This window comes from Pseudomonas sp. LG1D9, assembly GCF_002949995.1.
Lineage (GTDB): Bacteria > Pseudomonadota > Gammaproteobacteria > Pseudomonadales > Pseudomonadaceae > Aquipseudomonas > Aquipseudomonas proteolytica.
In genome coordinates this window covers 4,443,585-4,461,472 of the sequence record NZ_CP026881.1, presented here as the reverse complement: position 1 = coordinate 4,461,472, position 17,888 = coordinate 4,443,585, and the positions used below count along the sequence as shown (strand labels likewise).

The window sequence follows — 17,888 nt, the reverse complement described above, 5'->3', positions numbered from 1 at the left end:
GCAATCTAGATAGCTGTAGGCGTTTTCTGCGCTACGGTTACCTGACGTCTGAAAATAGCACTAGTTAAGTCAAAATTATGCGAGCAGTCAAATTTATGACGCGCTATGTTCGGATTAACTGAGCCAGATCAGCCGAACAGATGGTAAACCTTTGACGCATTTTTCGCTTGGTTGATCTGCGACATCTCTTCAAATATCGCCTGGCGCTCGCCGGTCGTCACCTCAAGCAGCTGTTGGTAGACCACCAACAGGCTCTCCAGCTTCTCGCGCAGCGCACCCTCGTCCACCGGCGCTTCACTGAGCACTTCGTCGATACAGGCGCGGCAACCCATGTCCAACTCGCCAATAGCATCCCAATTGCGTTCTGCCAGCGCACCGATCAAGGCGTCGCGGGTTTCGTCAATGCGTTGCAGTGCGTGGCTCATGCTGTGTTCCTCAAGGCCGGCGGCCTTAATTGGCTGCCTCGGCAGCAATGGCATCCCAACCGCTTTTAACAGTGATCAGCAGGCCTGCAACCTCATCAATCATCTGAGCGTCGTTGCCACTGTTGGCCTCAACCAAACGAGATGTCATGTAGGCATAAAGCTCATCCAGACGCTTGATCGACGTCGGATCTTCAACCTTTTCCGGATCCAGACCTTCGCGCAACCCCGAAATGATTTCAATCGCCTTACCGAGCATCAACCCTTTCTGTGCCACATCGCCACGGCTCATAGCGCCTTTTGCCTGCGCCAAACGATCCAACCCACCCTCCATCAGCATCTGCACAAGACGGTGCGGACTGGCTTCGGAAATCTGCGCGTGGGAATTGACCTTCTGATACTGACGAAGGGCTCTCATGGGGTTCATATCTCTAACTCCCTACCGGAAATAGCTGAAAAACTGTTCTAACTATTATGTCGACCACGCGACAAAAAACTTTAAAACGCTAGCGCATAGGCCCGGATCAAAAACGCAATTGATCCAAACCCAAAGAGCCAAGCGCTAATCAGGTCGTCTTGGGATTATTCAATGAGTTGAGCGTAGTCATGATACTGCTACTGCTGGCCCGGAGCTTAGCCACCAAGGAGTCCATGGCATTGTACTTTGCGCTTAGGGACAACTGCAGACTCTCGATTCGACGGTCAAGGGCTTTCTGCTCGGTGTCCAGATCCGTCAGTTTAGCGTCCAGGCTACTGGTTCGCGACGCCAGAACTCCAGTAGTACCCACATAGCTGTCAGTAGCTTTAGTCATGCGGGTGATCAACCCCTTATCGCCGGTGAACAAACCCGCGACATCCGCCCCACCAGTAGCTACCGCCTTGTCCCACTTTTTATTGTCAAGGGACAGCAGGCCAGTCTTCTGGTCAGTGTTTAGGCCAATCTGCGATAGGCTGGCCAGGGCGCCCGAACCCGAGCCGTTAAGCAGCTCACCACGCAAGGTAGAAACCAACTGACGCATAGTCGCGTCACCAGTCAGAGCACCCGCCGTAGTAGTCGCAGTTTCTCCAGTGGCAGTTACCTTGGTCTGGCTGTTGATCGAGCCAATTAACGCATTGTAGGCCGTAACAAACGACTGCACCGAGGTCTTGAGGGTATCGGTATTGCTCGCCACCTTGATGGAACTGTCACCCTTTGCGATCAACTCTAGATTCACACCACTGATCGCCGACGTAACCTTGTTGCTGGTGGACTCCATTGCAATACCATCAATGGTGTACTCAGCATTTTGTGCAAGCTCACCCACTCTCGTAAAAGTGCCCAGGCCAAGCGTACCGGAAGCAACGGTAATATCGCTGCCCTTGCCAGTGGTCTGCGAAGTCATCACCAAGCGCGAACCATTGGCGTCAGTCAGAATATTTGCACTAAGGCCTTTAGACTGTAGCTGGGTATTGATCAGATCACGCGTCTGTTGCAGCGTGGCACCCGCCGGGATCGATACCCTATGGTCGGTATCAGATTGGGAAATCGTAAGTATCTGAGACTCCGAACCAGAGTTAACGACCGTCGAAGTACCATCAGCAAACACTGCCGATTGGGTTTTGGATGCAGTAGCGAGTTTCTCTACATGCAGCGCATAGCTGCCACTGGAGGCGGAGTCACCCAAGGTCACCTTGGCGAATTTCTCTTCAGAGGACGTGGCGGCCAGGCCCGTGAATGAGGAGGCCGTATTCAGCTTGGCGATGGCCGCACGATAAGCGTCCATCGCAGACTTAACACTGCCGACAGCGGACAACTGCGTAGTCGTGGTCTTTTGCTGGGCGGTAATCTGCGCTTGCTTTGGTGCCTTTTCTGCCTCCACCAAAGCCTTGACGATTGCCTGTGTATCGACGCCAGATCCCACGCCACTGATCGTTGAACTCGCCATCTTTTTGCTCCTTAACCGGTGGCTGCAGCTTTCTTGACAAAAGCCCCTTCAAGCGCAGACACAAACAATTTTCGTGCCAATTCAGGCTTTCATATCAAACAGCAGGCTGCTGGCATCGGTCAAACTCTGTGCCAGTTTCAATGCGGTTTCCGAGGGAATTTGTCGAATTACCTCTCCACTATCGGTAGCAATAACTTTGACCACCACCTTCCCTGTAGAGTCATCGATGGAAAAATCCAGCTCACGCCGCGCTGCCTGTACGAACTCTCGAATATCTGTCACCGCTTTCTCCAAATCGTCCCGCCTGGGCTCGCGGGCGGCCTGGGCGGTCACCTCGACTTTGGGCTGATTGACGATCTCGGGCGTCTTCACGACTTGGGCCGCTGCAGCCGTCGTGTAGGATAAGTTCAGCTTCACGCTCATATCCATCTGTGCCACCTAATTATTCAAGTGAAAAAATAGAAGGCTACGCCACAGTGTGCCCCAGCCAATTGCCGTACCGCCCTACTCAAGCTTTGACTTCAGGGCAGACCGTTTTTAAAAATTGTACTGTCGACCTAGCAACTGCCTGAGGTGATTTATAAAGCCTCGTAAGGTATATCGACCCAAAAACGTGTAGCTTGAGAATTTTTACGGATTATTTTCCTAAACACGACTGTAGGCCGTGTTTTCAATCAGATCGATCTCGCCCGCAAACGGAGCCAGAAAAGACGGAAGGGCGCACTAGGCGCCCTTCCGTCTTTAACCAGCCTTAAGCGATTACTGAAGCAGTTTCAGTACCGACGATGGCAGTTGGTTAGCCTGCGACAAAATGGCAGTAGAAGCCTGTTGCAGGGTTTGCTGCTTGGTCAGCTCGGCAGTCTCCGAAGCAAAGTCGGCGTCCTGCACACGGCTACGGGCAGCAGTGGAGTTTTCCGAAATGCTTTGCAGGTTGGCAACAGTGCTGGTGAAACGGTTTTGCACTGCACCCAACTGGGAACGCTGGCTGTCGATCTGCTGGATCGCATCGTTCAGCGCCTGAACCGAACGCTGCGACGAAGCGGCATCCTGGATGCTCAGGTTGGAAACGGTGGTTTCCACGGTAACTGCCGTCGACGTGGCAGCTGTCAGACCCAGTTGAGCCAGACCAGTGCCCGCGCTGCCGTTGGCAACGGTGAAAGTCTTGTTGGAGAACAGCGCCAGGGTGCTGTCAGCATTTTTGCTGGCCGTAACGCCGGTACTTGCACTGTTGATCGAGGAAACGATCGCGTCAGCGGTGTCACCCTTCTTGAACTTCACTTCTACGCCGTTCAGGACCACCGAAGTGTCGGCGGTCAGCTTAGCTTGGGACGTACCTGCTTGCAGACCAATTTTGGCCAAAGCACCTGGGCCGTTGGCAGTGCCACCGTTATCCAGCTTGATAGCCTTGCCATCTTCAGAGGTCAACAACAGACGACCGTTTGCAACGCTAGCACCTACACCAGTAGTGGCTTTTTCAGCTTCAATGGCACCAGCGACAGCAGCCAGGTCCATGCCATTCGTGAGATTGACCAGCGTACCATTGACGCTGATGTCGGTATCACCAACCAGCGTGCGCGCAGCTGCGGTCGCAGTTCCAAAGCCCGCTTCTGCACTGTTACTTGTGGCAGTGAAGGCACTATCAGACTGAAGCACCAACTCATTCGCCGCACTCAGCGAGGCGGTGACGCCAGTGGAGGACGTTTTTTCATTGATCAGCGCTACGGCCTGACCGGCAGTGGTGCCCGTCGCCAGATCAATAGTGGTGTCATTGAGTTTCAGAGTGTTGTTGGCTGTTGCCGTGGTATATGCCGCAGCACCTTGCGCCGCAAACGGCAGCGACGAGCTTCCAACTACCGAAGCCTCCAGGTCAGTCGCAGCACCTGCGGCCTTGGCTTCGCCGAAGGAACCTTTCAGGCCTGTAGCACTGATATCAGTCATACCGAACGAGATGGTTTCATTGGCATTGGCGCCGATCTGGAAGCCTACGTTGTCGAACGAACCGTCCAGAAGCTTACGGCCACCGAAGTTGGTGGTTTGGGAAATACGGGTCAACTCACCAGTCAACGCTGTGAATTCCTGCTGCAGGGACGTACGGTCGTCATCGCTGTTCGAACCGTTCGCCGATTGCAGGGCCAGTTCACGCATACGCTGCAGAATGTTGGTCGATTCTTGCATCGCGCCTTCAGCAGTCTGGGCAATCGACACGCCGTTGTTGGCGTTAGCCACAGCGACAGTTAGGCCTTTGACCTGACTGGTCAGGCGGTTAGCGATCTGCATGCCGGCAGCATCGTCTTTGGCGCTGTTGATTTTCAGGCCCGAAGATAGGCGGCTCATCGAGGTGCTCAACGCGTCGGAAGCCTTGTTCAGATTCTTCTGAACGCCCAGAGAAGTGATGTTGGTATTGACAGATAAAGCCATGACAAAGTCCTCGTAAATGGTATTAGCGGCTTCCGACCGGGCAACCGCCTGGCTTGATAGTGAAAACCTTACACAAGAGTTATCGTCGACATCGCTGGCTTCTTTAGATTTTTTTTGCAGCCGGACCCTTTTCCACTTGCAAATAGCACTGAATATTGCTTTAGAAGAGCGGTTTCAGCTTGAATCCAGACAAAAAAAGGGCGCACTAGGCGCCCTTCCGTCTTTAACCAGCCTTAAGCGATTACTGAAGCAGTTTCAGTACCGACGATGGCAGTTGGTTAGCCTGCGACAAAATGGCAGTAGAAGCCTGTTGCAGGGTTTGCTGCTTGGTCAGCTCGGCAGTCTCCGAAGCAAAGTCGGCGTCCTGCACACGGCTACGGGCAGCAGTGGAGTTTTCCGAAATGCTTTGCAGGTTGGCAACGGTACTGGTGAAACGGTTTTGCACTGCACCCAACTGGGAACGCTGGCTGTCGATCTGCTGGATCGCATCGTTCAGCGCCTGAACCGATCGCTGCGACGAAGCGGCATCCTGGATGCTCAGGTTGGAAACGGTGGTTTCCACGGTAACTGCCGTCGATGTGGCAGCTGTCAGACCCAGTTGAGCCAGACCAGTGCCAGCGCTGCCATTGGCAACGGTGAAAGTCTTGTTGGAGAACAGCGCCAGGGTGTTGTCAGCATTTTTGCTCGCCGTTACGCCGGTACTTGCACTGTTGATCGAGGAAACGATCGCGTCAGCGGTGTCACCCTTCTTGAACTTCACTTCTACGCCGTTCAGGACCACCGAAGTGTCGGCGGTCAGCTTGGCTTGGGTAGTACCCGATTGCAGACCCAACTTGGACAGCGCGCCCGGACCGGTAGTAGCGTTAGTACCGTTATCCAGCTTGATAGCTTTACCGTCAGCAGAAGTCAGAACCAAACGGCCGTCCTGCTGGGAAGCAGTCACACCAGTAGCGGCTACGGTAGCAGTGGCATTAATTGTACCGATTGCCTGGGTCAGGGTCTGGCCAGCAGCGATAGTCACTGCAGTGCCATTGATATTGATTTCAGCGCCACTGACCAGGCCAGTGAACGCAGCAGCAGGGGTAGCCACCGCCGGGCCGACTTCGGTAGTGCTGCCTTGGACACTAAAGGCGGTTGCCGAAGTCATTTTCAACTGACCAGTATCAACTACTGCGGTCACGCCGGTTTTGCTCGACTGCTGGTTAACCAGGTCAACCGCCTGAGCCAGGGTAGTGCCCGTGCCCATTGCAATGTCAGTACCGTTGACAGTCAAAACGCGAGCGGCTGTAGTGGTAGTGAACGCGTTGGTGGTACCAAAGCCCGCAAACTGGCCTTCGGCCCCCGTCACTTTGGCAGACAGATCAGTCGCCGCACCAGCAGCCTTGGCTTCGCCGTAGGAACCTTTCAGGCCGGTAGCACTGATATCAGTCATACCAAACGAAATGGTTTCGTTGGCGTTGGCGCCGATCTGGAAGCCTACGTTGTCGAACGAACCATCCAGAAGCTTACGGCCACCGAAGTTGGTGGTTTGGGAAATACGGGTCAATTCACCGGTCAGCGCCGTGAATTCCTGCTGCAAAGACGTACGGTCGTCATCGCTGTTCGAACCGTTCGCCGACTGCAGGGCCAGTTCACGCATACGCTGCAGAATGTTGGTCGATTCTTGCATCGCGCCTTCAGCAGTCTGGGCAATCGACACGCCGTTGTTGGCGTTAGCTACAGCGACAGTCAGGCCTTTGACCTGGCTGGTCAGACGGTTAGCGATCTGCATGCCGGCAGCATCGTCTTTGGCGCTGTTGATTTTCAGGCCGGAAGACAAGCGGCTCATCGAGGTGCTCAGTGCGTCGGAAGCCTTGTTCAGGTTCTTCTGAACGCCCAAGGACGTGATGTTGGTGTTTACGGATAAAGCCATGACGAAATCCTCGTAAATGGGGTGTTGCGGCTTCCGGCCGGGCAACCGCCTGGCATGGTTTGAAAACCTTCATAGTGGTTATCGTCAGCCATGCTGGCTTCTTGAGATCTTTCTGATTTATTTGTAGGAATATTCATATCGCCTGCAGGTGCCACGGGAATCAAGCAAAAAAAAACGGAAGGGCGCACTAGGCGCCCTTCCGTCTTTAACCAGCCTTAAGCGATTACTGAAGCAGTTTCAGTACCGACGATGGCAGTTGGTTAGCCTGCGACAAGATGGCAGTAGAAGCCTGTTGCAGGGTCTGTTGCTTGGTCAGCTCGGCAGTTTCCGAAGCAAAGTCGGCGTCCTGCACACGGCTACGGGCAGCAGTGGAGTTTTCCGAAATGCTTTGCAGGTTGGCAACAGTGCTGGTGAAACGGTTTTGCACTGCACCCAACTGGGAACGCTGGCTGTCGATCTGCTGAATCGCATCGTTCAACGCCTGAACCGATCGCTGCGACGAAGCTGCATCCTGGATGCTCAGGTTGGAAACGGTGGTTTCCACGGTAACTGCCGTCGATGTGGCAGCTGTCAGACCCAGTTGAGCCAGACCAGTGCCCGCGCTGCCGTTGGCAACGGTGAAGGTCTTGTTGGAGAACAGCGCCAGGGTGTTGTCAGCATTTTTGCTGGCCGTAACGCCGGTACTTGCACTGTTGATCGAGGAAACGATCGCGTCAGCGGTGTCACCCTTCTTGAACTTCACCTCTACGCCGTTCAGGACCACCGAAGTGTCGGTAGTCAGCTTGGCCTGGGACGTACCTGCTTGCAGACCCAGCTTGGCCAGAGCCCCTGGACCGTCGGTGGTATTAGAACCGTTATCCAGCTTGATAGCTTTACCGTCAGCCGAAGTCAGGGTCAGACGACCGTCGGCAGCTGTCGCGGTAACACCGGTCAGAGTGGTGTTTGCACCTGCAGTGCCATTAATGTCGGCAGCAACCTGAGCCAGTGTACGACCCGCTGCAATGGTGATTTCGGTGCCATTGATGCTGATTTGCGCGGCGCTGTTGGTGGTCGTGGTTTTGGCAACAACTGCCGCCGCGGGAAGAATGCCCGCAGCAGAACCGGCTGCAGTGAAGCTAGAAGCCGAGGTCAACTGTAGCGTCGCGCCAACAGCTTGGGCCTTGACGCCAGTAACAGCACTTTGGTCGTTGATTTTAGTAATCGACTGCGCAAGGGTATCGGCAGCCAGCAGCGCAATCGAAGTGCCGTTGAGCGTCAAGGTGCCGTCGGTCGGAGTGAAAGCGTTGACGGTAGAGAACTGGCCGATCTCGGCTTCGCCGCCTACCGCAGTCGCAGCGAGGTCAGTCGCCGCACCAGCAGCCTTGGCTTCGCCGTAGGAACCTTTCAGGCCGGTAGCACTGATATCAGTCATACCAAACGAAATGGTTTCGTTGGCGTTGGCGCCGATCTGGAAGCCTACGTTGTCGAACGAACCATCCAGAAGCTTACGGCCACCGAAGTTGGTGGTTTGGGAAATACGGGTCAATTCACCGGTCAGCGCCGTGAATTCCTGCTGCAAAGACGTACGGTCGTCATCGCTGTTCGAACCGTTCGCCGATTGCAGGGCCAGTTCACGCATACGCTGCAGAATGTTGGTCGATTCTTGCATCGCGCCTTCAGCAGTCTGGGCAATCGACACGCCGTTGTTGGCGTTAGCTACAGCGACAGTCAGGCCTTTGACCTGGCTGGTCAGACGGTTAGCGATCTGCATGCCGGCAGCATCGTCTTTGGCACTGTTGATTTTCAGGCCGGAAGACAAACGGCTCATCGAGGTGCTCAGTGCGTCGGAAGCCTTGTTCAGGTTCTTCTGAACGCCCAAGGACGTGATGTTGGTGTTTACGGATAAAGCCATGACGAAATCCTCGTAAATGGGGTGTTGCGGCTTCCGGCCGGGCAACCGCCTGGCATGGTTTGAAAACCTTCATAGTGGTTATCGTCAGCCATGCTGGCTTCTTGAGATCTTTCTGATTTATTTGTAGGAATATTCATATCGCCTGCAGGTGCCACGGGAATCAAGCAAAAAAAAACGGAAGGGCGCACTAGGCGCCCTTCCGTCTTTAACCAGCCTTAAGCGATTACTGAAGCAGTTTCAGTACCGACGATGGCAGTTGGTTAGCCTGCGACAAAATGGCAGTAGAAGCCTGTTGCAGGGTTTGCTGCTTGGTCAGCTCGGCAGTCTCCGAAGCAAAGTCGGCGTCCTGCACACGGCTACGGGCAGCAGTGGAGTTTTCCGAAATGCTTTGCAGGTTGGCAACGGTGCTGGTGAAACGGTTTTGCACTGCACCCAACTGGGAACGCTGGCTGTCGATCTGCTGGATCGCATCGTTCAGCGCCTGAACCGATCGCTGCGACGAAGCTGCATCCTGGATGCTCAGGTTGGAAACGGTGGTTTCCACGGTGATCGCCGTCGAAGTACCCGCCGTCAAGCCCAGTTGAGCCAGGCCGGTACCAGCACTGCCGTTGGCCACGCTAAAGGTTTTGTTGGAGAACAGTGCCAAGGTGTTGTCAGCATTCTTGCTAGCCGTCACACCGGTGCTTGCGCTGTTGATCGAAGAAACGATCGCGTCTGCGGTGTCACCCTTCTTGAACTTAACTTCCACGCCATTGAGGACGACTGAAGTATCGGCGGTCAGTTTGGCCTGAGTGGTGCCCGACTGCAGCCCCAAGCGAGCCAGAGCACCTGGGCCGTTGGCAGCACCAGCACCGTTATCAAGCTTAATAGCCTTGCCATCGGCAGAAGTCAGAACCAGACGACCATCCTGCTGCGAAGCAGTTACGCCAGTAGCCGTTACGGTGGCCGGAGTATTGATAGTGGCAACTGCCTGGGTCAGCGTCTGACCGGCAGCGATGGTCACAGTGGTGCCGTTGATATTGATTTCAGCAGCTTGAGACAGACCAGAGAACGCTGTTGCGTTAGTAGCCGTGGTTGGCGCTACTTCTGCGTTGTCACCCTGAACCGCAAACGCTGCGGTGGAGGTCATTTTGATGTTGCCAGCGCCATCGGCTTCAGCCTTGACACCGGTAGTACCGGTCTGACCATTGATCAGGCCAATAGCAGCAGCACGGTCAACACCACTACCAATGTTGATCGCGGTACCATTGACCGTCAGAACACGAGCAGCAGTAGTGGTGGTGTACGCGGTGGAGGTAGCGAAGCCACTGGCGAAGCTACCTTCACCACCGGTCACTTTGGCCGACAGGTCAGTCGCAACACCGGCAGCTTTGGCTTCGCCGTAGGAACCTTTCAGGCCGGTAGCACTGATATCAGTCATACCAAACGAAATGGTTTCATTGGCATTGGCGCCGATCTGGAAGCCTACGTTGTCGAACGAACCGTCCAGAAGCTTACGGCCACCGAAGTTGGTGGTTTGGGAAATACGGGTCAATTCACCGGTCAGCGCCGTGAATTCCTGCTGCAGGGACGTACGGTCGTCATCGCTGTTCGAACCGTTCGCCGATTGCAGGGCCAGTTCACGCATACGCTGCAGAATGTTGGTCGATTCTTGCATCGCGCCTTCAGCAGTCTGGGCAATCGACACGCCGTTGTTGGCGTTAGCCACAGCGACAGTTAGGCCTTTGACCTGACTGGTCAGGCGGTTAGCGATCTGCATGCCGGCAGCATCGTCTTTGGCGCTGTTGATTTTCAGGCCGGAAGACAAGCGGCTCATCGAGGTGCTCAGTGCGTCGGAAGCCTTGTTCAGGTTCTTCTGAACGCCCAAGGACGTGATGTTGGTGTTTACGGATAAAGCCATGACGAGTCCCTCGTGGATTGAGTGCTACGGCTTCCGGCCGGGGCAAGCGCCTGGGTCGGCCTAGAAAACCTTCGTCATACTTATCGTCGCGCCTGATAGTTTCTTGAGAAATTTCCTACAGAATAATGAAAACGCCCAAGGCGATTGACCTTGGGCGCTTGAGGAACCAAGCAAAACTCTACATTAAAGCCGGTATATAATCGCCGATCCCCAGGACAAGCCAACACCAAAGCCACTGATGGCCACGCGCTTCCACTCGGCGTCCATCACGTGCTTTTCCAGCAGCAGCGGAATGCTCGATGACACAGTGTTACCGGTCTCGACCATATCCTTGATGAATTTCTCCACCGGTGCATCTTCAAAACGACGGGCCACGGCGTCGACAATCGCCGCACTGCCCTGGTGGATGCAGAACGCGTCAATATCATCGGCCTTCAGGTCCGACTCGTTGAGCAACTCGTGCAGGTGCGCTGGCACCTTAAGCAGGGCGAAGTTGAAGACCTGGCGGCCGTTCATGAAGAACACGCCATCGCTGACCTTCAAATGCGGTGCGCCGGAGCCGTCGGTACCGAACTTGGCCTTGCCCAACTGCCAGGTGGCGTCTTCGCCCATCCAGGTAGCGGTGGCGGCGTCGCCGAACAGCATGGTGGTGTTGCGATCTTCCGGGTCGACGATCTTCGAGTACGGGTCGGCGGTCACCAGCAGGCCGTTTTTCAGGCCGGCGGCTTCCATGAAGCCCTTCATCGCGTAGATGCCGTAGACGTAGCCGGAGCAGCCCAGGGAAATATCGAAGGCCGCAACGTGGGTCGGCAGGCCCAGCTTGTCCTGGACGATGGCGGCGGTGTGCGGCAGCCCTTCTTCGTCGCCGTTCTGGGTCACGACGATCAGCGCGTCGATCGACTCACGCTTGAGCTCGGGGTTGTTGGCAAACAAGGCATTGACCGCCTCGACGCACAAATCCGAGGTTTCCTGTGCAGCATCCTTGCGCGGCAGGAATGCCGAGCCGATCTTGCCAATGATGAATTCTTCATCCTTGGCGAATTTGGCACCCTGGGCGTAGTTGTCCAGCCCTTCTGCCGGCACGTAGCTGGCGATGCTTTTTATGCCAATCATTGTGGCTTCCCAATACAAAATAGCTGGAGAACACCCCTGAAAACCCTTCAGGAGCGCTGACAATAAAGGGGATAACCCCGCAAAAACCCGCCGAAACTACCGAAGCCAAAGCCTGGAAAGCGGTCTGGCCTTTTCACACGATACAGTGAAGATGCGCTTTATGACTCATAGGTCACTCATTTTTGTGCGCTTTGTTTAAAAGCCTGCGCCAAAAACGACAACGGCCCACCCTGTTTCCAGGGTGGGCCGCCGGGGATTTCCGGGACAATTACATCTTGCTGAACAGGCTTAATTGGGAGATCTTCACAAAGGCCAACTGCGAAGCCTCCAGCATTGCCTTCTGGAACGCCAGATCAACGGAGGCCGTAGCCATGTCGGTGTCACCAATGGCAGCGGTCGTCGATTTATTGGCCAACACCATGCTGGTATTCTCAGTTTCCTGAATCGCCAGCGAGTTCAATCGAGCACCAATGGAACCCCGCACACTGTCAACTTGAGCCATAGAGGTCTTGATATTGGTGATGGCCGAGTTGACCACGTCAGTCACCATGGCCTGAGCAATCGGGTCGCCATCGGAAGGCGTTTCGAGGGCCTGGCGCAACTGGCTTAGGGTATCCAGCGCATTTTGCGTCTTGTGGGTATTGGAACCCACGGCGAACTGGTCACCAATATCTGGCGCACCAGTGAGGTCGAACTTCACCCCGGCCGCCGTGATGCTGTCTGGCGTCGCGAGCACAGGCGGCGGCCCCGGCTGTGCTGGCGTGCCAGGCACCACAGTACCGTTGGAGACCGGCTTGCTGTCGGCCGTGATCGGCTGGGCATACACCTCGTACGCGGTGCTCGAGGTAAATTTGATCACCGCGCCCTTGTTCGGGAAGGTGCTACCGTAGTCCGCTTGGCTGGTGATAGTACCTCCCGCCAATTGCGCGGAGGACGTATTGCTCGGAGTACGCGAGATACTGAAACTGTCCGGTTTGCTTTGCAGGGTGAATTCCCGGTCTTTGTACACCGCATCAGCCTCGGCACCGGGTTTGGTATCCCCTAGTTTCTGGCTGATATCAAAGGTCACACCATGCACGGTGACCGACGCACTTCCTTCCTTGGTCGCATCGAACTTGCCATTACCCGGGGTTTGCGAGGTGATGTCGTTACCCGCCGCATCCGATACGGTGTACTCCGTACTGCTGATAAAGGTCAGCTTATACGGCTGACCATCAGTGAAGCTGCTGTCGTAGTTAGAAGGCGAGGTCACGATGCCGCTCGAGACCAGCACCTTGCCATCGTTGACGCTACCAGTGGCCTGCGTACGACCGGCGTTGACCGTGCCCTCAAGAATCGACTTGCCGGTGTCGTTGACCACCATCGACAAGGTGTCCGAAACCTTCAGGCTCAGGGGAGTTTCGTCACCCTTGTAGCTGTAGGTCCCATCGCTGTTGCGAGCGTAGGGCGGCGTATCGCTCTTGCCGCCGGCAAACAAGTAATGGCCGGATGAATCCTTGCTGTTGAGCAGGCTCAGAACCTGCTTCTCGATTTCACCAATTTCGGCGGCTACCGCCTTTCGCTCCGCATCGCTAATGCCGCCGCCGCCCTTGCCCCCAACCTGCAGAGCCAATTCGCCGGCACGTTGCAGGGCCGTGTTGATACCGTCAAGCACACTTTCCTCGCTATTAAGCGAGTTCTTCATGCTGCTGATATTGCCCGCATACTGCCCCAACATGTCCTGCTGCTGTTGCAGCAGCAACAAACGCGCCGCGCCCACCGGATCATCCGCCGCAGTTTGGATACGCACGCCGGAGTCGATCTGCTGCTGGGTCTTGGTGACGTTGGAGAAGTTGTTGGTATAACGCGCAGTCGTGGTATTGAAATACTGTTCGGTCGAGATTCGCATCGTCTCAAACTCCCTTAAAGACTGTTGATCAGCGTGCTGAAGGTTTCTTGCGCAGCTTTAATGATCTGCGACGACGCGGTGTAGTACTGCTGGAAACGGATCATGTCGCCGGCCTCCTCATCCAGGTTGACCTGGGACACGGAGCTGCGATTGGACGTGGCGGCCGCGAGCATGGCGCCGGTCGCGCTGTTGTCGACGTTGGCCTGGCTGGCCTTGCCGCCGACGCTCGACACCAACTGGCTGTACGCGGTGCTCATGCTCACGCCCGCATTGCCATCAGTTGCGCCCACGGTCTTGCGGGTTTGCAGGTCGAGCAATTGCAGGGCATTGCGGTTGTCGAGCTTGCCGCTGCTGTTGAACGACACGGTGTAACTGTCGTCCGGCTTCGGCTCGCCACGGATCACGGTGTCCACCCCGAACGTCTGCGCATTACCGCCGGCGTCGACGTAGGGCACCTTGATCGTCAGTTTGTTGTCCTGGCCCGGCACGATGGTGCCGGTGCCAATAGGCTGGCCCTGTGCGTTATTGATCACATAGCTCTGGGTGCCATCGGCGGCACGCTCGCCAAAGGTCATCTTGACCGGCATCGACGACTTGATCGCCGCTTCCAGCTGCGCAGTATCGGCGCCGCCATGGATGTCCAGGGGCAGCGTCAAGGTCGGCGGCTCAAACACGCCAGTACCACTGTTGTTTTTGTTGCCCTCGGCCAGCAGCGGCGCAGAAAACGCTAGCTTGTTGGGGTCGGTCATCACCACCTTCAGGTCCATCGCGCCGCCAGCGGTCGGGCTGACCTTGAACGTATCGCCCGCAGCTACCGGGCCCTTGCCATCGAGGGCCAGGGTGAAGCCGTCGATTTCCGGAGGGGTCTGGGTGACGTCGAAGGGGCCCATGGACTTACCGTCCGAACGCAGGACGCTGTACATCTTGTCGTCACTGAAGGTCACCTTGTAGTCAAAGGTGCTCAGTTTGCTGGTGTCTTTGATCGTGACGTTCAGGTTGCCGGAGTTCGCGCTGTTGTTCGAGCCGCCCACACTGCGCTGGCCAATGGCAAACACGCTGTTGATGTCATTGAACAGCGCGGCGCCGAACTGCCCATTGGCGTCCAGGCCCTGCCCCAACTGGGTATTGACCGCTTCACCGACAACCATGGCGGTACGCCCCAGGTCATTGATGGCCGGCATCAACACGTCCTGGCGATAACGCAGCAAGCCGCCGATGGAGCCACCGCTGATCACTGAGCTGACGTCCATCGCTTGCCCGCCGGTGGTCAGCACCACCGAGTACTGGCTCTTGTCATCCTTGCTCGGCACCGCCGACAGCTTGTTCGACACACCGTCCGCAACCAGGGTCTGCCCAGTGCCCAGGGAGACATTGAAATGGCCGTCCGATTCAGTGACCTTGACCCCAACCAGCTCGTTGAGCGAGCGCACGGCTTCGTTGCGCGCATCCAGCAGGTTCGCCGGCTCGCCATTGCCCTGGCCCTTGGCCTGGAAAATCTGCTGATTGAGGGAGGCGATCGAAGAGGTCAATTGGTTGACCTGGCCGGTGATCGTCTCCAGTTGGCTGTTGATGCCTTCTTTCTGCTTGTTCAGTTCGGTGGCAATCGAGTTGAAGCGATTGCCCAGGGTCTGGGCAATGGTCAATACCAGTTGGCGCGCGGAGTTGTCGCTGGGGTTGGCCGAAGACGTCTGCAATGCGGCGAAGAAGCTGTTCAAGGCCGCACCGACACCGGTGGACTTATCGGACAGCAGCTTGTCCACCGAACCGATCTGGTCCAGATAAGCCTTGGCGTCGAAGTTCAGCGACGTGGTGGTCTGCAACTGGGTGTCAAGAAACTGGTTATACACCCGGCGCACATCCGACAGCGTGGTGCCGGTGCCGACAAAGACCCCGCCGACCCCGGACATGCCGTTGGCCGTCTGCATGGTCTGCTGACGCGAGTATCCAGGGGTCTTGGCGTTGGCAATGTTGTTACTCAAGGTCGCAAGCGATCCCTGAGCCGCATTGAGTCCTGACATCCCGATATTGAGCAAACCCATGGTTCAAACCTTATAAATGAGTGGATGCGCCAGCGGCAGCGTAGTTTTGATAGCTGTTCATGGTTTTGGCGATCTGCGAAATCTTGCTGGCGTACGCCGGATCCGTTGCATAACCGGCTTTTTGCAACTCGCGTACAAACTGTTCCGGGTTATCGGCCGACTTCAGGACTTCTTGATATCTTTCATTGCTTTGCAGCAAGGTCACGAGGTCGTGGAAGCTGTCCTGGTAAGAGTCGTAGGAACGGAACTGCGCCGTTTCCTTGACCATCTCGCCATTGCGAAACTCACTGGTGATCGCCCGCGCCTGGGCGCCCTGCCAACTTTGGCCTGCCTTGATGCCAAACAGGTTGTGGCTGCTGCTGCCGTCTTGCTGGCGCATCACCGATTTGCCCCAACCGGTTTCCAGGGCAGCCTGGGCCACCAGGTAACGTGGGTCGATGCCAATGCGTTCGGCCGCCTGCTTGGCCATGGGCAGCATGGTGGCGACAAATTCGTCTTGCGAGCTGAAGGCTTTTTTCGCCGGCGCCAGCGGTGGCTGGGCCACGGCACGGCCGTAGATCTGCATGCGCGAATCGCGGGCGGCAAAAGTGCGCGCGGCTCCGTTGATCACGCCATCTTCGGCGGCACTGTTGCGCAGTGGTGCGGCCTTGGCCGCACCCGGCGCCTCGACACCCGGCACGATACCGGCCAGCAGGCGATCGGTGAGTTTGCTTGGCAAGGCAATGCGCCGCTGATTCATCAACGCCATGTCATTGCGCAGGGTGCCGTCATCGGCCCGTGGCGCCACCTCGACCCGCGCCGCCCACAGCGCGCGCTGGCCATTGGAACGACCCAGCGGGCCATCCGCCTGGGTGCCGGCGGCAATCGGCGTCGGTACATCGACTTTCTTCTCGACCGCGTCCGGCCCCTGCAAGGTCGAGGCCTGCCCTTCCACTGGCTTGTTCTTTTGCATCTGGCGCAACAGCACGTCCGCCAGGCCAATACCGCCGCCCTCGCGGGACAGCGAGACGGCCAGTTGCTGGTCGTACATTTCCTGGTACTGCTTGGCCGCTGGGGTGTTCAGCGGGTTGTCCTTGCCCAGGGCATCGGTGGCCGAGCGCATGGACTTGAGCATTTCGTTGAGAAACAGCGACTCGAACTCCTGCGCCACCTTGCGCATGTTGCCTTCGCTGTTCTTGTCGCCGAACTTGAGCTGGTTAAGCCGGTTCAGGTCCGAGTAAGACCCCGAGTCGGCCGTGCTGGCGATACCGCTCTTGCGCATGTCCATGGCTACGGCCTCAAATCACGATCAGGTCGGCTTGCAAGGCGCCGGCCTGTTTCAGGGCTTCAAGGATCGCCATCAAGTCGCCGGGCGCCGCGCCCACCTGGTTCACCGCTCGTACGATTTCATCCAGGGTGGTACCGGGGCCGAACTTGAACATCGGCTTGGCTTCTTGCTGGGCATTGACCCGCGAGCGTGGGACCACGGCGGTTTCGCCGTTGGAGAACGCCCCAGGCTGGCTGACAATCGGGTCTTCGGTAATGGTCACGGTCAAGCTGCCGTGGGTCACGGCCGCTGGCGACACCTTGACGTTCTGCCCGATCACGATGGTGCCGGTACGCGAGTTGATGATGACCTTGGCCACCGCCTGACCCGGATCAACCTCAAGGTTTTCCAGGATCGACAGGTAGTCCACACGCTGGCTTGGGTCCAGCGGCGCAGTCACACGGATCGAACCGCCATCGATGGCCTGGGCCACACCAGGGCCGAGCATGTCGTTGATCTTGTCCACCACACGCTTGGCGGTGGTGAAGTCAGAACGGTTGAGGTTCAGGGTCAGGCTGTTGCCCTGGTTGAACCCGCTGGGCACGGTGCGTTCCACCGTGGCGCCGCCAGGAATCCGCCCGGCCGATGGCACGTTGACGGTGATCTTCGAACCGTCGCGACCTTCAGCATCAAACCCGCCCACCACCAGGTTGCCCTGGGCGATGGCGTAGACGTTGCCGTCGATACCTTTGAGCGGGGTCATCAGCAAGGTGCCGCCGCGCAGGCTTTTCGAGTTACCAATCGACGACACGGTGATGTCCACCACCTGCCCTGGCTTGGAGAACGCCGGCAGATCGGCACTGATCGACACCGCCGCGACGTTTTTCAACTGCACGTTGCCCGAGCCGGGCGGCACTTTGATCCCGAACTGCGAGAGCATGTTGTTGAAGGTCTGCAGGGTGAACGGGGTCTGGGTGGTCTGGTCACCCGTACCGTTGAGGCCCACCACCAGGCCGTAACCGATCAACTGGTTGGTGCGCACCCCGGAAATACTGGCGATGTCCTTCAGGCGTTCGGCCTGGGCAGCGACGCTCAGGGAGAGCAACAACACCGCTGCCATCAGCTGTTTGAGAT

The 17,888-nt window shown here is 56.9% G+C and carries 13 protein-coding genes; all 13 read right to left on the bottom strand.

Features of this window, described 5'->3' with window-relative positions:
* Positions 1 to 128: 128 nt before the first annotated feature.
* The 13 genes from fliT to C5F71_RS20730 all read right to left on the bottom strand — a co-directional run bounded on the left by fliT (position 129) and on the right by C5F71_RS20730 (position 17,874).
* A complete protein-coding gene (gene fliT, locus C5F71_RS20790; RefSeq protein WP_029292500.1) occupies positions 129 to 425 on the bottom strand; it encodes a flagellar protein FliT in 297 nt (98 codons plus the stop codon).
* 25 nt (positions 426 to 450) lie between these two features.
* The gene (gene fliS / locus C5F71_RS20785; RefSeq protein WP_092234537.1) at positions 451 to 849 is read right to left on the bottom strand and encodes a flagellar export chaperone FliS; all 399 of its coding nucleotides are present in this window, start codon (positions 847 to 849) and stop codon (positions 451 to 453) included.
* A 139-nt stretch (positions 850 to 988) separates the two neighbouring features.
* Positions 989 to 2,347 (bottom strand): flagellar filament capping protein FliD, encoded by a 1,359-nt coding sequence (gene fliD, locus C5F71_RS20780; RefSeq protein WP_104911843.1) that lies wholly within the window; start codon positions 2,345 to 2,347, stop codon positions 989 to 991.
* 81 nt (positions 2,348 to 2,428) lie between these two features.
* Positions 2,429 to 2,776, bottom strand: a complete 348-nt coding sequence (locus C5F71_RS20775; RefSeq protein WP_057960249.1) for a flagellar protein FlaG — start codon at positions 2,774 to 2,776, stop codon at positions 2,429 to 2,431.
* Between the two features lie 330 nt (positions 2,777 to 3,106).
* Positions 3,107 to 4,765 carry a flagellin gene (locus C5F71_RS20770; protein ID WP_104911842.1) on the bottom strand — a complete coding sequence of 553 codons (1,659 nt, stop codon included), beginning with the start codon at positions 4,763 to 4,765 and terminating at the stop codon, positions 3,107 to 3,109.
* Positions 4,766 to 5,006: 241 nt separating this feature from the next.
* Positions 5,007 to 6,677, bottom strand: coding sequence for a flagellin (locus tag C5F71_RS20765; RefSeq protein WP_092234526.1), 1,671 nt, complete (start codon positions 6,675 to 6,677; stop codon positions 5,007 to 5,009).
* A gap of 223 nt (positions 6,678 to 6,900) precedes the next feature.
* Entirely contained in the window at positions 6,901 to 8,568 is a 1,668-nt protein-coding gene (locus tag C5F71_RS20760) for a flagellin (protein WP_092234523.1), read from the bottom strand.
* A gap of 223 nt (positions 8,569 to 8,791) precedes the next feature.
* Entirely contained in the window at positions 8,792 to 10,468 is a 1,677-nt protein-coding gene (locus C5F71_RS20755; RefSeq protein WP_104911841.1) for a flagellin, read from the bottom strand.
* A gap of 183 nt (positions 10,469 to 10,651) precedes the next feature.
* Complete coding sequence (locus tag C5F71_RS20750) at positions 10,652 to 11,581, bottom strand: ketoacyl-ACP synthase III (RefSeq protein ID WP_092234516.1); 930 nt, start codon at positions 11,579 to 11,581, stop codon at positions 10,652 to 10,654.
* A gap of 268 nt (positions 11,582 to 11,849) precedes the next feature.
* Positions 11,850 to 13,469, bottom strand: a complete 1,620-nt coding sequence (locus tag C5F71_RS20745; RefSeq protein WP_104911840.1) for a flagellar hook-associated protein 3 — start codon at positions 13,467 to 13,469, stop codon at positions 11,850 to 11,852.
* 14 nt (positions 13,470 to 13,483) lie between these two features.
* Positions 13,484 to 15,508 carry a flagellar hook-associated protein FlgK gene (gene flgK / locus C5F71_RS20740; RefSeq protein WP_029292484.1) on the bottom strand — a complete coding sequence of 675 codons (2,025 nt, stop codon included), beginning with the start codon at positions 15,506 to 15,508 and terminating at the stop codon, positions 13,484 to 13,486.
* Positions 15,509 to 15,518: 10 nt separating this feature from the next.
* The gene (gene flgJ / locus C5F71_RS20735; protein ID WP_092234510.1) at positions 15,519 to 16,775 is read right to left on the bottom strand and encodes a flagellar assembly peptidoglycan hydrolase FlgJ; all 1,257 of its coding nucleotides are present in this window, start codon (positions 16,773 to 16,775) and stop codon (positions 15,519 to 15,521) included.
* Positions 16,776 to 16,785: 10 nt separating this feature from the next.
* Entirely contained in the window at positions 16,786 to 17,874 is a 1,089-nt protein-coding gene (locus C5F71_RS20730; protein ID WP_029292480.1) for a flagellar basal body P-ring protein FlgI, read from the bottom strand.
* Positions 17,875 to 17,888 lie beyond the last annotated feature (14 nt).